This is a genomic window from Mycolicibacterium vinylchloridicum, assembly GCF_013404075.1.
Lineage (GTDB): Bacteria > Actinomycetota > Actinomycetes > Mycobacteriales > Mycobacteriaceae > Mycobacterium > Mycobacterium vinylchloridicum.
On record NZ_JACBJQ010000023.1, the window covers coordinates 1 to 14,242 of the forward strand.

18 protein-coding genes are annotated in these 14,242 nt (G+C 65.0%); 10 read left to right on the top strand and 8 right to left on the bottom strand.

Going from position 1 to position 14,242, the window contains the following annotated elements:
* Positions 1-399: 399 nt before the first annotated feature.
* Both HPC46_RS35770 and HPC46_RS19440 read left to right on the top strand, forming a co-directional pair.
* The gene (locus HPC46_RS35770; RefSeq protein ID WP_218894400.1) at positions 400-1,488 is read left to right on the top strand and encodes a DUF2510 domain-containing protein; all 1,089 of its coding nucleotides are present in this window, start codon (positions 400-402) and stop codon (positions 1,486-1,488) included.
* Positions 1,489-1,589: 101 nt separating this feature from the next.
* A complete protein-coding gene (locus HPC46_RS19440; protein ID WP_179472858.1) occupies positions 1,590-2,174 on the top strand; it encodes a hypothetical protein in 585 nt (194 codons plus the stop codon).
* A gap of 257 nt (positions 2,175-2,431) precedes the next feature.
* Here HPC46_RS19440 and HPC46_RS19445 read toward each other — a convergent pair whose 3' ends face one another.
* A complete protein-coding gene (locus HPC46_RS19445) occupies positions 2,432-2,647 on the bottom strand; it encodes a DUF4926 domain-containing protein (RefSeq protein WP_179472860.1) in 216 nt (71 codons plus the stop codon).
* 241 nt (positions 2,648-2,888) lie between these two features.
* Complete coding sequence (locus HPC46_RS19450; protein WP_179472862.1) at positions 2,889-3,086, bottom strand: WXG100 family type VII secretion target; 198 nt, start codon at positions 3,084-3,086, stop codon at positions 2,889-2,891.
* Between the two features lie 53 nt (positions 3,087-3,139).
* Between HPC46_RS19450 and HPC46_RS35565 the strand changes: the two genes are divergently transcribed.
* Positions 3,140-3,274 carry a hypothetical protein gene (locus HPC46_RS35565; RefSeq protein ID WP_267909918.1) on the top strand — a complete coding sequence of 45 codons (135 nt, stop codon included), beginning with the start codon at positions 3,140-3,142 and terminating at the stop codon, positions 3,272-3,274.
* A gap of 55 nt (positions 3,275-3,329) precedes the next feature.
* Entirely contained in the window at positions 3,330-4,247 is a 918-nt protein-coding gene (locus HPC46_RS19455; protein WP_179472864.1) for a hypothetical protein, read from the top strand.
* Between the two features lie 54 nt (positions 4,248-4,301).
* Here the strand turns inward: HPC46_RS19455 and HPC46_RS19460 are convergent, their stop codons facing one another.
* The gene (locus HPC46_RS19460; protein WP_179472866.1) at positions 4,302-5,174 is read right to left on the bottom strand and encodes a beta-ketoacyl-[acyl-carrier-protein] synthase family protein; all 873 of its coding nucleotides are present in this window, start codon (positions 5,172-5,174) and stop codon (positions 4,302-4,304) included.
* Positions 5,158-6,300 (bottom strand): 3-oxoacyl-ACP synthase III family protein, encoded by a 1,143-nt coding sequence (locus HPC46_RS19465; RefSeq protein ID WP_233716511.1) that lies wholly within the window; start codon positions 6,298-6,300, stop codon positions 5,158-5,160. Before HPC46_RS19465 ends, HPC46_RS19460 begins: the two co-directional genes overlap by 17 nt.
* A gap of 188 nt (positions 6,301-6,488) precedes the next feature.
* On the opposite strand from HPC46_RS19465, the gene HPC46_RS19470 reads away from it, so the two are divergent.
* From HPC46_RS19470 to HPC46_RS19485, 4 genes are all read left to right on the top strand, one after another.
* The gene (locus tag HPC46_RS19470) at positions 6,489-6,686 is read left to right on the top strand and encodes an antitoxin Phd (protein ID WP_179472868.1); all 198 of its coding nucleotides are present in this window, start codon (positions 6,489-6,491) and stop codon (positions 6,684-6,686) included.
* Complete coding sequence (locus HPC46_RS19475) at positions 6,683-7,066, top strand: type II toxin-antitoxin system death-on-curing family toxin (RefSeq protein WP_179472870.1); 384 nt, start codon at positions 6,683-6,685, stop codon at positions 7,064-7,066. The genes HPC46_RS19470 and HPC46_RS19475 overlap by 4 nt, the downstream gene beginning before the upstream one ends.
* A gap of 123 nt (positions 7,067-7,189) precedes the next feature.
* Positions 7,190-7,453: a type II toxin-antitoxin system VapB family antitoxin gene (locus HPC46_RS19480; RefSeq protein ID WP_179472873.1), complete on the top strand. Its 264-nt coding sequence runs from the start codon at positions 7,190-7,192 to the stop codon at positions 7,451-7,453.
* Between the two features lie 20 nt (positions 7,454-7,473).
* A complete protein-coding gene (locus HPC46_RS19485; protein WP_325096713.1) occupies positions 7,474-7,848 on the top strand; it encodes a type II toxin-antitoxin system VapC family toxin in 375 nt (124 codons plus the stop codon).
* A gap of 25 nt (positions 7,849-7,873) precedes the next feature.
* Here HPC46_RS19485 and HPC46_RS19490 read toward each other — a convergent pair whose 3' ends face one another.
* A complete protein-coding gene (locus HPC46_RS19490) occupies positions 7,874-8,362 on the bottom strand; it encodes a hypothetical protein (RefSeq protein ID WP_179472878.1) in 489 nt (162 codons plus the stop codon).
* 100 nt (positions 8,363-8,462) lie between these two features.
* Here HPC46_RS19490 and HPC46_RS19495 point away from each other — a divergent pair, with 100 nt between their 5' ends.
* Positions 8,463-9,272 (top strand): glycoside hydrolase family 16 protein, encoded by an 810-nt coding sequence (locus tag HPC46_RS19495; RefSeq protein ID WP_233716512.1) that lies wholly within the window; start codon positions 8,463-8,465, stop codon positions 9,270-9,272.
* A gap of 244 nt (positions 9,273-9,516) precedes the next feature.
* Here HPC46_RS19495 and HPC46_RS19500 read toward each other — a convergent pair whose 3' ends face one another.
* Both HPC46_RS19500 and HPC46_RS19505 read right to left on the bottom strand, forming a co-directional pair.
* Positions 9,517-11,061, bottom strand: a complete 1,545-nt coding sequence (locus HPC46_RS19500; protein WP_179472880.1) for a hypothetical protein — start codon at positions 11,059-11,061, stop codon at positions 9,517-9,519.
* A 144-nt stretch (positions 11,062-11,205) separates the two neighbouring features.
* A complete protein-coding gene (locus tag HPC46_RS19505) occupies positions 11,206-12,417 on the bottom strand; it encodes a TetR/AcrR family transcriptional regulator (protein ID WP_325096705.1) in 1,212 nt (403 codons plus the stop codon).
* A gap of 162 nt (positions 12,418-12,579) precedes the next feature.
* Here HPC46_RS19505 and HPC46_RS19510 point away from each other — a divergent pair, with 162 nt between their 5' ends.
* The gene (locus tag HPC46_RS19510) at positions 12,580-13,458 is read left to right on the top strand and encodes an oxygenase MpaB family protein (protein WP_179472884.1); all 879 of its coding nucleotides are present in this window, start codon (positions 12,580-12,582) and stop codon (positions 13,456-13,458) included.
* Between the two features lie 2 nt (positions 13,459-13,460).
* On the opposite strand, the gene HPC46_RS19515 is transcribed toward HPC46_RS19510, so the two are convergent.
* The gene (locus HPC46_RS19515; protein ID WP_233716513.1) at positions 13,461-14,240 is read right to left on the bottom strand and encodes a mannan-binding protein; all 780 of its coding nucleotides are present in this window, start codon (positions 14,238-14,240) and stop codon (positions 13,461-13,463) included.
* Positions 14,241-14,242: the final 2 nt, after the last annotated feature.

Here is a 14,242-nt window from a genome sequence, read left to right on the forward strand (position 1 = left end):
CCTTCCCAACCAGCGCGTCAACGCCGGTCTTGATCAGAGAACCTTGGACTTCAGATCATCCCCGGGAAGGTGCGCCCACTTTCATGCCGCCCCACCGAGGGTCATCCACAGGTTCTGATCATTGCTCCCCCGCAGTTTTTCCGCCGCCAAGATTCCTTGCGGATAGCCGGATCCGTGGTTACATAATGAGGCCTTTTCAACCCGTGGAGCCGTTCCATCGACGGGGTCAGCGGCTTAGTGATTGGAACGCGATGATGGTCGCGGCTGAGCAGTCAGGAGGTGCCGTGAGGGCCGACCTCGAGCGCCAAGCGATGGCATTGTTTGGAGCTGATTCGATGGGGTCGGCGTGACAGCGCGCGTCGATGCGGCATCGGAACATACTGTGGCGGTGGGGAAGCTGTGGGTATTGCCGTCGGTGGCTTGGGCATGATGGTTACAACGCGAGAGCACTACATGCTGTGGAATGAGCAGCGGGGCGACTGGTGCAACTATGACATCGTCGGCGAGAAGTCGTATGGCACGACAATTCGGGCTCTGCTTCCTATGGGCTGGTCACGCGATGGATTCGAGCTCCGACGAACTTTCGAGTTAATTCCCGAGCCAGACAATTCACACGACCCATGGGCGATCTCAGTGCGGGCCGATGGCCGCACGGTGGGCTACCTACCGCGCGAGGACTGTAAGTCATGGGCGAATGCGGTTCGTCGGGTCGTTGCTTCTGGTTGCGTTCCCGTCGTGCCTGGACGCATTTATGCCTACGACGCTGTCCACTGGGAAGACTGGGATGGTAGGAACGATCCGCCAAGAGAGTTCGCAGCGACTGTGCAATTGAAGCTCGGCGATCCCCAGTCGGCGCTACCAATCAATAACCAGCCAGCGGTGCCGTACACGATCATCCCGCGGTCGGCTATCGTGCAGGTCACCAAGGAGGATGAGCACTCAGAATCCCTCCTGAAGTTCGTCCCGGAGACCGGATACGGGATGCTGTTCGTGTCGCTTCACGAATGCGCTCCGGCTCGTTCTGCCTCCGCGAAATCTGTCGTGGAGGTCCGCATAAGTGGTGAGCGGATCGGCCAGCTAACTCCCCAGATGAGCCAGCGCTTTCTGCCGATGATTCGCCACCTAGAATCACGCGGCCTGGTGACGGTTTGTTGGGGTGACGTCAAAGGTTCAGCAGTCGCTGCAGAAGTACGGATCGACGGAATCAAGGCGAACGAGGCAGACGACGCCGTCCTCAATGGCGAACCGGTCACGCTCCCCGTATTGGTTGCGAACGAGGTTGATCCGTTGCTCTACCAATTGCCCGGTCAAGTCGACGGTAGCGTGCATCAGCCGGAGCGCCGCACCTACCAGACTGGAGGCCAAAGTGGAGGTGTGGGGCCACCTCTGCCGCCGGCGTCGTGGTACGACGACCCGGGAAATCCTCGGATGCTTCGCTACTGGGACGGAACCCAGTGGACTGAGCATGTCGCTCCGAAAGCCGAATGACGTACGCTCCGCCGTCCTGATCGGCACCCCACCGCCGGCATGACCGACGTTAGGTCGCATGAACCTCTAGACGACGTCAGTGTCACACGGGAAACTTGGCCATGCCCAAGGGAGTCCGACTTATAGCCGCGCTCTTTCCGGCGGCCGCATTGTCAGCAGCGCCAACCGCCCACGCCGACCTCCCGACACCATCCCTCCCCCAGTTCGTCCCGCACGACTCCGACTGGCAGCCCAACACCGTCGTCTATCCCTACAACCTCTGGCAGAACCGCGTCACCCCCGAGCAAGTCACCGCCATGCCCGAATCCTGCCAATGGTTCAACGCCCAATACGACTCACTCATGAGCCAGGTCTTCGGCTTCCAGCACTTCCTCGACGCCCACCACGACGTCTGGACCGCCCCCGGCGTCCACCAAGCCGCGATCACCATCGAGGCCAACCTCGACCAGTCCGCGGCCTTCCTCGACCCCCGCGCCCACACCCTGTTCGTCGTGAACTACCCCGACCAGAGCGAGTATTCGCCTGTCTACGAAGGGGACTCGATATTTTTCCTCTGGTATCAGCTCACCCAGATCAGCGACAACATGAAGCATCAGCTGCCCTCCGATCAACTCAACGCCCACGTCGCCACCGCCAACGTCTACGGCGCCACCATCCGCGACTCCGGAGTCTGCGCGGGAGACTAAGCGCTAGTGGACCGAATCGCCGCCAGCTTGTTCACCGCGCGATCGCCACGGAGAGCTCCTCCAGCGCCGAGCCAATCGCAACTACCTGCACTCTTTGAGTTGATCGATATGCAAGAGTTAGCCCACAGGAGACATCGTGATCGTCGCCCCAGGCAAACGCAGTTGATCAGTGGGTATCAAATCTCACCGACATCGCCCAATGTCGCTTCCCGTTACGCGAATTGGTTGATGGCCAAAGGCTCTGAACTCAGGGCTCCTCAAGTGTCGGCGCGCCACGTGATCTCGACGTCGTCATCTTTGAGGGTGACCAACGCCAGCGTGACGCCGTCGTCGTCGGCGAACTCCACCTCATACGTCGGCGGGAGACTCGGATCGCGGTAGACCATCACGACCGTGCCCTGAGCGCCGACAGGAAGGTCGTATTGCGGCAGCGGCCGCAGCAGTCGCACGCCGTCGTATTCCTGTGGTCTCATGTCCCGCACCCTCTCATCGCTTCGTCGATCGACAGGCCTGGCGATCTCCTCGGCACGCCGATTGAAATCGGCAAGACGGTCGGCGAATGCCGAAAGTCCATCGAGGTTCACCGGATAGCGACTCATGTCGGTCCACCGCCGCCACGTACGCCGCCAAGAGCGCTAGAGGCGTTATTCTCGTGCTCGTCGAGGAGCGCCGCTGGCTGAACCAACAGGCTCGAATGTTCTTGCAGGACAGCCACTACCCCTGTAGCGTCTCGTGCCACTCATCCCAGGGCACCTGATAGGCCGAACCCGTTTTGCCGGTCCACGTTGCAGTCAGGTCACTCCAATTGCGGGCGATGTCCGCGAGCTCTTTGCCCAGATCATCGGCCCGGTTCGCGAGCGTTTGAGCAGCTATGACGGTCTCCTGGATTTGCATCCGCAATACGCCAGCCATAGCTCACCCCCAGTGATCGAATAGGCGCGTCCATTTTCTAGTCAAAGTCATGGATGGTGGTTGTACAACTCACCCCAACCAGGAAACCGCAGTCCGCATCACCGTCGGGTCAGCTCAACGCCTACATCGCTACCGCCAACGTCTACGGCACCACCATCCGCGACTCCGGAGTCTGCGCAGGCGCCTAACGCCAGTCCGTCAGCGTCGGCACCAGCCAAGCCGCAATCCCCGTAACCTCGACCAATGATGATCGGTGTCGTGGCGGCGCTCTTGGCGTGCGTCGGCTACGGGGTCTCGTCGGTCCTGCAGGCCTACGGGGCACGCCGATCAGCAGCCGCGGCCCGCTACCGCGGCGCCACCGGACACGTCACCGCCACCGGCGGCCCGACCCTGCGCTCGACCATGCACGCCGCGATCACCGTCGCCTTCATCATCGGGATCGTCCTGGACGTCGTCGGCTTCGTCGGCAGTGCAGTGTCAGCCCGGCTGATTCCACTGTTCCTGTCCCAGACGATCATCAGCGCCAACCTGATCGTCACCGCAGTGCTCGGTATCGCCGTCCTCGGGATCGGTCTGCGCACCCGCGATTGGATCGCCATCGCCACGGTCATCGTCTCGCTGTTCGTGCTCGGCCTCGGCTCCGGTACGCGCGGCCCGGTGAACCACGACCGGCCCATTCACTGGATCGTGCTGGCGGTCTCGGTGCTGATCCTGGTGGGCGGGATCGTCCTGACCCGCATCCTCGGGTCGCGCGGTGCGGTCGTGGGCGGACTGATCGCCGGCGTCCTGTTCGGCATGCTTGCCATCGGCGTCCGGGTGCTCGACGGTCTCGAGCCCTTCGTGCCGTCCGTTCTGCTGATCGACCCGGCGGCCTGGACCGTCGCCATCGCCGGCGTCGGCGGCTTCTATCTCCATACCGTGGCGCTGCAACTCGGCTCGGTCAACGGCGCCACCGCGGCCCTCGTCGTCGGCGAGACCGTCGTCCCCGGCATCATCGGCGTCGTCTTCCTCGGCGACAGCTCCCGGCCCGGGCTTGGCTGGGTGGTGGCCCTCGGCTTCGTCGGCGCGGTCGCCGGCGCCGTGGCCGTCGCCGTCTTGGGTGCGATCGGCCATACGACGCAGGACACCGAGCCCACCAGCGAAGTCCCAGACACGGTGTGACACCACGGCCGAAAGGCCAAACCTCTTGCGGCTGTTCATCACCGGAGTCGGCGCCTACCCGGCGGGCGGTTCCCGATAAATCACCGCACCGGCGGTGACCCCGGCACCCGCGGCGACGATCAGCGCCCGGGTGCCCGGAGGAAGCCCATCCCCAAACGCAGCCACCAGCGCCGCGGTGTGTAGCCGGTCGTCGCCGGCCACGATGACCCGCTCCACCGGAACCCCCAGCAACCCCGCCAGTGCCGCACGGAAACCCGGCCGCGCGGGCGCTGCGACGATCACGTCGACGTCGGCGAGCGACAGGCCAGCGTCGTGCAGGCACCCCTCCGCAGCTTCGGCGGCGGCCTGGGCGAACTGCTGGTCCATCGACTCCGACTGCTGGAATCGCAGAACATTGTGGGCGTCTCGCAATCCCACTGTGGCGCTAAATGATTCACCACCGTCGCGGTGACTGGTCCAGTGAAACCGGCCGAGCCCGCAGTCGTCGTCGCTCCACCGGCACAACATCGCGCCCCCGGCTGCGGTGAACGGGAAATGCTCACTCATCCCGTGCCCGGGATCGGCGTCGCTGGCCACCACCAGCGCGCGCTCGATGGTGCGTGACCGCAGGAACCCATCCACGATCTGCAGCCCGGTCAGTACCCCGCATGTTCCGTTGGCGACATCGAAGGAGAAGGTGCCGTGCGCGCCGGCGTGCGGGTCCTCGCTGTTGGCGCCGATGTCCTCCTGAATCAACGCCGCCAGCGCCGGTTCGCCCAGATTCCGGTCCCGGTAGATGCCCGCGTTAACCAGCAGGTCCAGCTCGTCGGGATCGCAGTCCGCCTCGTGCAGGCACTTCTTGGCCGCCGATACTGCAAGGCGCAGCCCGCTGTGCCGGGCACGCCAGCCGCCGTGCACCACCTCGAGCCGATCAATGATCGTGCCCATAGGTCCCCACCAGTTCCTCGTCCAGCGTCAGCAGCACGACGCCGATCTCCAGACCCGACGCCAGCGCGATCAGCGCGACCGTTTCCCCCGGACGAATCCGGCCGGCCTCCAGCTCCTCGATGAGCGCCACCGTGTGGGTGGTCGACGCGGTGTTGCCGTACCGGTCGACGGTGATGACGGCGTCGTGGCGCGGTCCCTCGCCGAACTCGGCGACCATCTTCTTCATGCCCTTGCGGATCGCGCGGGCCGACGTCTGATGGGTGATCACGTGATCGATGTCGTGCAGCGCGATGCCCGCCGCGTCCAGCACTTCGTGCAGCAGCAGGGGAGTGTCGGCCATCGCCACCTGGTGAATGGCCCTGGCGTCGGTGAACATTCGCGCCGCGGGCGCATCCCCCTTCGGATAGGCCAGACACAGCCGGCTGTGGTCGGCGACGGTGGTGAACCCGGCCAAGGTGATGCCTGCCGACCCGACCGGCGCCCGCTCCAGCAGCAGCGCCGCCCCGGCGTCACCGAGGGTCAGCGACGCCAGCTCGTTGCTCATGATGGTCCGGATGTGTTGTGCCGCATTGCGGCTGAGCTGCGAGATGTACTCGCCGCTGACGACCAGGGCCCGCTCGATGCTGCCGTGGCGGATCCAGTTGTTGGCGATCGTGACACCGGTCAGCATCCCCGCACAGGCGTTGGAGACATCGAATGTCATTGCCTTCTCGGCCCCAATTGCCTCGGCGACCGCACCGCTCATGGTCGGTTCGAGCCACTGGGTCAGTCCGTTGTGAAACTTGGTGATGCTGCAGCTGATCACGGCGTCGACCGACTGCGCCGACCGATTCGCATGGGCCAGACAGTCCCGCGCGGCTGAGATCGCCAGCGTGTAGGAGTCTTCGTCGCCAACCGACACCCGCCGTTCGTAAATCCCCGTCAACTTCTCCAGATCGATGTGGGTGCGGTGCCGGGTGGTCGCCATGAGCTCGTCGGTGCTCAGGTGCGTCGGCGGCAGGTGCCGGCCCGCACCGGCGATCCGCGTGGTGAACGGCGCCCGGGTGGTGTCACCGTCCATCACCAACCAGTGCTTGACCGTCCCCGTCGACGCCATCACCCACGATGGATCGTCTGCGACGGACATCGCTAGAGCCCTTGTGCCCTTGGCGAGGGGACGTGTCGCTGCGGGGCTGGTCTGTGGGCCCGTTCTTCGATTCGCGAGCTGCTGTGGGTGACCGGATTGTTCGTGGTCAAGGCGGGCCAAGGCTGGGTGAGCAGGCGACAGAACAGCGTGGTACCCGATTAAGTACCGAATACGGTACTTTCGGCTGCATGCCGGCCTTGAACGTGAACTTCAGTGACGCAGAGATGGAACAGTTGCGCACTGCGGCAGCCGCGGACGAGCTGTCGCTGCGCGCATTTGTGCACCGCGCTGCCCTCGATGCCGCGAGCGACCACAAGCGTCGTGTTCGAGAAGGTGCGTGGCTCGTCGCCGAGCGCAGCGCAGAGCTCAACCGCCGGCTGGCGTGACCGAGTACCTGGACCGCGACGATCTCCTGGTCGCCGGTGCTGCGGCCGTGGGGGTCGAGCTCAGGGTCGCCGACTACGGCCTGCTCGACGCGGCGGTGGCGCGGCCGCAGGCTACCGCCTTCGGCGTGGACGCCTATCCCGATCTCTTCACCAAAGCGGCGGCGCTGCTGCATTTGTTGGTGCGCAACCACGCGCTGGTCGACGGCAACGAGCGCACTGCATGGGCCGCCGCGTGGACGTTCCTGTACATCAACGGAGTCGAGTTGAACCCCGAATTCGATGTCGACGACGCAGAGGACTTCATGAATACTGTTGCCGTCCAAGGTGATCTGGAGCTGGCCGAACTCGCGGAGAAGCTACAAGCATTTGCAGACGGCTGACTAGGCCCTTGTCCCGAGCCTGTGTTTGTCGGGGCTATTTGATCGATAGCTACAGCCTCGGCGAAGTCGCGGGCGAGTCGGCGGTGACTGTAGGAATCTACCATTAGCAGGTAGACTTCTACCATGAGTCTGAACATCAAGAACGAGCAGACCGTTGCGCTCGTGCGGGAACTCGCCCAACGCACGGGGCTCAGTCAGACCAGTGCTGTCGAAGAGGCGGTACGCGCCAAGCTCGCGGAACTCTCTGGTCGCGAAGGCCCAGATGCCCGGCGCGCCAAGGTGATTGAATTGCTCTCCCAACTGGATCAGTCGATCACCGCGCGTCAGCGCAAACGGATCCGCGCAGATGAAGCCGAGTTGTACGACGAGAGCGGGTTGCCCGCGTGATAGTGGATACTTCGGCGATCGTGGCGATAGCGCTCAATGAGTCGGGTCGCGATCGATTGGTCGACGCACTGCTGGGGGCGCCCGCGCCAAAGATTTCCGCGGCCACGCTAGTCGAGGTGGCGGCAGTGCTTACGAGGCGACTGGCTCCCGAAGACCTGCGACGCGTCGAGCGCCTCATCGATCAGCTGGGCATCATGACTGTGTCGTTCGATGCTGAGCAGGCTGCGAATGCCACCCGCGCCTACCGCGAGTTCGGACGTGGTAGCGGCCATCGCGCCGGTCTGAATCTCGGTGACTGTTACTCCTATGCCCTTGCCGCCGTCACCGGTGAACCATTGCTGTACGTCGGCGACGACTTCAGCCATACCGACATCACGTCTGCCGCGCTCGATTGATCGGGCGGCCGCGACTCGTAACTGGCTAGCCCTGGACCGGCGTGAACCGAATCGCCGCCAGCTTGTTCACCTCGATCGCCTCGCGAAACTCGTCCAGCGTCGGGACCCGATCATCGCGGAACTGCAGCCCCATCATCCGCTGCGCGCGCTTCACCCCATAGGACATTGCGCACCGATGAAACAGATCCGCCGTCAGCGCCCGGTCCTCGACCAACTCGCCGCGCATCGCCGTCTCGCGCCCCTCGTACAACACCGACGCCGGCCCACCACCGCGGAAGTTCACCTTCCACACACTGCCGATCAACGCATACAGATCGCCGTCGATGTGATGCGCACTCACCGGAATGTTGAAGTCCCGTCCGGTCTTGCGACCCTTGAAACTCAACACCATGAATTGCTTACGCAGGCCGCCCGCGAGCGGGGTGCGCAACAGATACCGCATGAGCGGGTTGACGGCCCGCATGATCGCATCCGGCGGAGGCGCCGGCGTGATCGCCGCTGTCTGATCTGCCACGGCACCACGGTACGACCGCAACCCGCATAACCGCAGCTCAATACGCACACAGCCGACCACAAGGTTGCGCCCCGCCGAAAGCACCGGCTTGTATGGGTCCATGGATCGACGCCAGATGCTCATGACCACCGGCCTCGGCCTGCTGGTCGCCGCCACCAGGATCCCGCAGGCCAACGCCGCACCGACCACACCCGTCCCCGAGGCGCCGGCCCCGCAGACCTACCTCTTCCACGACGAGTTCGACGGCCCCGCCGGCTCGGCCCCCGACCCTTCGAAGTGGACCACCGCCCTGGCCCGCGAATCGATGGAAGACCCCACCTTCTGGGAGCTGCCCGAGAACGTCGGCCAATACCGCGACGACCGCCGCAATGTCTACCTCGACGGCAACTCCAACCTCGTCTTCCACGCCGCCAAGGACGGCCCCACCTACTACAGCGGCAAGATCTTCGGGAAGTGGCAGGGCGGCATCGGCCACACCTGGGAGTCCCGGATGAAGATGGACTGCCTCACCCCGGGCTGCTGGCCCGCCTGGTACCTGTCCAACGAAAGCCCGGTCAACGGCGGCGAAGTCGACGTCATGGAGTGGTACGGCAACGGCAAATGGGCACCCGGCACCGCCGTGCACGCCAAACTCAACGGCGGCGAACACGTCAGTCAGACCATCTCCGTCGACAGCGCCTGGCACACCTGGCGTGTCGTATGGGACGACGCGGGCATGAGCTTCTCCAAGGACGGCGCGGCGCCCTACTTCACCGTCCCGGCCCGCTCACTGCCGGACTGGCAGTTCAATGATCCTGGCTACCAGATGTTTCCGGTGTTCGACCTCGCGGTCGCAGGCTCCGGCGGCGGCGATCCCACCGGCGGCAAGTATCCGGCCAACATGCTGATCGACTACATCCGCGTCTGGTAGCGCCGAACGCACCGACACCGCTGACCAAGCACGCAACGAAGTTGACGCCCGTCAATCGTTTGCCGCAAGCCTGGCGCAGTGTTGTCCACCACTCAAGTCTCGATGTGCCCGCCGCAGACTCGAGTCCCCAAAGCGGCACTGGGACATTGCTTTCTCGGGATCGCGATATCGCCCGTGATATCGCGTTTCAGAAAATCGTCATGTGTAGCGGAAGGCTCGGCCCTAACCGCGTCCGTCGTCGGAGTTACGGCGCAATCAGCTGCCCGGCGTCCGAAGCCGCCTGCAGCAGTTGGGGAATGGTCAGCTCGCCGTAACCCGTCTCCACGGGACCCATCGGCAACCCCAGCCACGGCACCACCGTCGGGTCCGGGTCGACGTCGAGGTTGTAGGCCTGCATGCCCGGCAGATGATGCTCGAAGAAATTACCCAGCGTGTCGATCATGAAGATCAGATCGCCGATCGGGCCGTAGCCATACAGCGCCGACGCATTGAACAGCGGCGCAACCGCATTCGGGTCGCCGATCATCACGATCGCGCCGTAGTGCGGCTTGCTTCCGCCGGCAGGCACATAGGTCGGCATGAACGGCTGCAGACCCGGGAGATCGGTGGCGAAGTACGCCGCCGGGTCACCGTAGGTCTCGATGTTGACGAACCCGGAGTCTGCACCGTTGCCCGCGACGATGGTGTTGAGACCGGGACTCTCGAAGCCGATGCCGTCCAAACCCATCTGCTGCGCAACGTATTCGGCCTCCCAGCCGCCCAGCGAGTGGCCGGTGACGAAGATGTCCGACGTGCTGTAACCCTGCAGGGCGGCGTCGGCCTGTACCCGTTGCGCGAAGGCCAGCGCGTCGTCGAATGCCTGCGGAGTGCTGTGGGTGTAGAGGACCTGCAGGTCGGTGATGATCTGCGAGATCGCGATCAGCGGGTTGAACAACAGGTTCGTCCCGCCGGTGGTGCCCTGATAGGCGATGATGATCTGATTCTGCGGGGTCACCCACACCTGCGCTCGCTCGCCCGACAGGATGTTGGTGGACGTGACCGGTACCCCGTTGACGGTGAACGGCCGTAACCCGCCCGGGACACCGCCCAGCACGTATTCCGCGGCAGCGGCGTTCAGGAATTGGGCGACGGTCGGCGTCAGTCCGGTCGTCGGGCCGGTGTAGGTCATGGTGGGCGGAATCGGTTGCGTGGTCGGGGTCGCGTCCAGCCCCACCGCATGCTCGATTCTCCGGAACACCGCGAAAATCAGGTTGTCGAACGGCGCGAAGTCCAGCGGGCTTTGCGGCCCGCTGACGGCGGCGGTCATGTCGAGCGCCTGCAGCACGGTGTTGACGATGTGGCCGGGCAGTGCGATCAGCTTGGCGATCGGGGACAGCGGTGCCGGGGGAGTTGGGGTCGTCGGCGAGGTGACCGGCACCGCGAGCGCAGTGCTCGTCGTGGTCTTCCTCGCCGTGGTCGCCACGACACGGGTGGGTGCGATTGGAATCGTGACCGCCGACGCACTCGCTGACCTCGTCGAGTTGTGCTGCGATGCAACCGAATCCGGCCGGATCGTCGAGCGGCGGGTCACCGCCAGGCCGCGGCCGTGGGCCGCCTTCTTGGGATTGCTCGCCTGCGACTGACTTGACGACGTTGACGACGACCCAGCGTGGCCGGTATCGGCCCAGGCCGCAGCCTGTCCGCCGAGGGTTCCGATGCCCAACCCGATGCCCACCGCGAGCGTGGCCAGGCCGCAACGCGACGCGGTCCGCTTCCGTTGGCCGGCGCGGCGCTGCGTTTGTACCGTCATTTATCCCCGTATTCCGTCACGGTGTCTCTGCGTTTGCTGACGACCCTATGACAACACGCGATGTCGGTCTCGATTTTCGCTGCAGAACGTGGGGGCTGTCGTCGACGGATCGGCCGTCGACCACACGCTCGGCGCGGAACCCTGCTAGCCGACCGTCGGCCGGCCCAGCAGCGTGACCTCCATCAGCCGCCGGATCGTCGCCACCGACTCCGGGCCGGACTCCCGCGCGAACAGCCGCCGGAAGTCCACTGTCAACGCCAACGCCGCGCCCACCGCGTACCGCGCGGCACCGATCTTCATCTCCGGTCGCGCCGCCGTCACCAGCCGCGCCCACGCATCCGTCGTCGACGACTCGATGGTCTCCAGGACCCGCAGGTCTGCGGGCGGAACATTGTGCCGCTCGGTGAAATACACGTACGGCAGGTCCGGCCACTCCATCACCCGGCCCAGGTATTCGTCGATCACCTCGTCCAGTGCCGCTTCCGGATCGGCGGTGCGCGACAGCGCAGCGGCGGTGTCACTGGAATGTTGGTCGGCCGCACGCCGATACGCCAGCGCCAGGATGTCCGCCTTACCCGGGAACGACCGATACAGCCCCGACGCCTGGATGCCGACCGCCGAGGCGATGTCCTCCATGCCCGTGTTGCGATACCCGTTCTCGTAGAACAACCGCACCGATTCGAACAGCACATGCTCGTACATGCCGGCCTCGGCGCCGACGACGATCGGCTCGGGCCGAGGCGCGGCCCGGCGCCGTCCCGCTGGCAACTCGGCAGCCATCACGTCAGCCGCCATCGCGCACAGAGCCGTCCGGATATCGCCTGCGGCAAGCTGATTGGAGTGATCGGTGATGCTGCCGATGACGGTCAACGCCGCTGACGACAACGTCCACGCCTGGCTCGAACTCAACTTCGGCCGCAGCGTCAGCAGCGGACGCTGCATGCGCTGGTTCACCACCTTGAGCTGATGGACCAGGGTGACGCGATCGTCGTCCTTGAGATAGCGTGCTTCCCACCGGTACAGCCCACCCGCGGCCCGGTTGGCGATCGTGGCGTCCACCAATGCAGTAGTCAACGCCCGCAACGTCATTGCGGGGTCGGCGTCGTCGCTGTTATCGGCGAACGCGGTGACGTCGACCAGCATCTGACCCAGCCCGAGCACCGCGTCGCGGAACAAGTCGTACTTGCTGGGGGAGTGCCGATACAGCGCAGCCGGCGTGATCCCGACCCGTGCGGCGATGTCCTCCATGCTGACCGCGTGATAGCCCTGCGACCCGAACGCATCGGCCGACGCGCGCGCAATCTGCGCCTTGCGGTCCTTCGGCCGGCGCCGAACGGCCGGTTCGCCATCTGACACGGACTCCACGCTAATCGCCCCTCATTGAGAATAAACTTTCACTTAACCGCCATCGATCTGGACTGATCGCCCGATTAGTCCAGAATAGCGACTTACTTAACCTTGCCGAGCCCCCCAGTCCGGGACTACCCTCGAGGGAGTTCGACAAGGGGAGATGAGCGCATGCCGTCGTCATCGCTGACCACCGACGCGACTCGCATCACGATTGACAAACGCACCGCCCGCTGGGACGACGAACCCGTCACCGCCGCCGACGCCCTGGACTTCTGGTCCTTCGCCGGCGGTGCCGCCAACGTCGTCATGCAGCTGGCCCGGCCCGGTGTCGGCTACGGCGTCGTCGAGTCCAAGGTCGACTCCGGCAACCTGCTCAAGCACCCGTGGAAGCGGGCCCGCACCACGTTCACCTACATCGCCGTCGCGGTGGTGGGCACCGAGCAGGACAAGCTGCTCTACCGCGAGGCCGTCAACACCTCGCATCGCCACGTCAAATCGACCGCCGAAAGTCCGGTGCGCTACAACGCCTTCGACCGCGACCTGCAGATGTGGGTAGCCGCCTGCCTGTTCGTCGGGCTGGAGGACACCTACCAACTGCTGCGCGGCCAGATGACCCCGGAGCAGGCCGAGGGTTTCTACCGCTCGGCCTGGCCACTGGGCACCACCCTGCAGGTCACCGAGGACCAATGGCCGCCCACCCGCGCCGCGTTCGACGACTACTGGAACACTGCCTGCCAGAACATCCACATCGACGACACCGTGCGTGCCTACCTGCTCGACCTGATCAACCTGAAGATGATCAACCCGTTGCTGCGCTTGCCCTTTCGCCGGCTGCTGACGTTCCTCACCGCAGGCTTCCTCGCGCCGGTCTTCCGTGACGCACTCGGCCTGTCGTGGAGCGACAGAAAGCAGCGCCGCTTCGAGTGGCTGTTCCGCTTCGTCGCCCTGGTGAACCGCTTTCTGCCGGCGTTCATCCGCAAGCCCAGCCCCTACCTGCTGCTGGCCGACCTGCGCTGGCGCGCTCGCCGCGGCAAGGCACTGGTCTGACATCACGATCCGCCGAACTGCGGGCGCAGCACCGAACTCAACGCGGCCAACGGAATATGCGCCTGCACGGCGCCGCCGTCCATCGACCACTGCATGAGGCCGGGCGTGTAATCCAGCGGAGTGTCATGCGCCACCGGGTAATCCGGCATGTACAGGATCAGCTCGTCACCGTTGATCGCCCAGGCCTTGTACCCACCGGAGTACACCTTGTCCGGTCCCCACCGATCCACCACGAACGGATAGGTCCCCGGCTGGTGCGGCGGCGGAGCCTGATCCAGCGCATCGGCGATGAACGGCTGACCCAGCGCGGCGATGGCGCCGAAGTCCACGCCGGGCTTGAGCACATCGGCCAGGCCGAGCCGGACCCCGCGCCCCATGTCCCAGGTGAACGTGCGAAAAGCGTTGTTGGGCTTGGGGCCATCGGCGTGATAGTCCTCGTGGAACACCACACTCAGCAGTTCGCCGCGGGTGAAGACTTCGAAGTTCTCCTCGCCGAAGCTGTCGGCCACCATGTGCACGCCGGCGTTGCGCCAGTTGTTCACCAACGTCGTCAGGTAGTCCCGGATGGTCGGGCCGGTCACCGGATTGTCGACCAGATCGCCCGGTATGGCCACCTTGATGTCGCGGACCGCCTTGCGTTCCGAGAGCATCGAGGTGTGGCAGTACGCACCGTCCCACTGCGCGCCGAGGCCCGAGCAGAAGTCCGGCGCTGACGCGTCAGCCATCGGTGCTGCGGCTAGCGACGCCACTGCCAACACCCCGACCACTCCACGGATTCGCATGC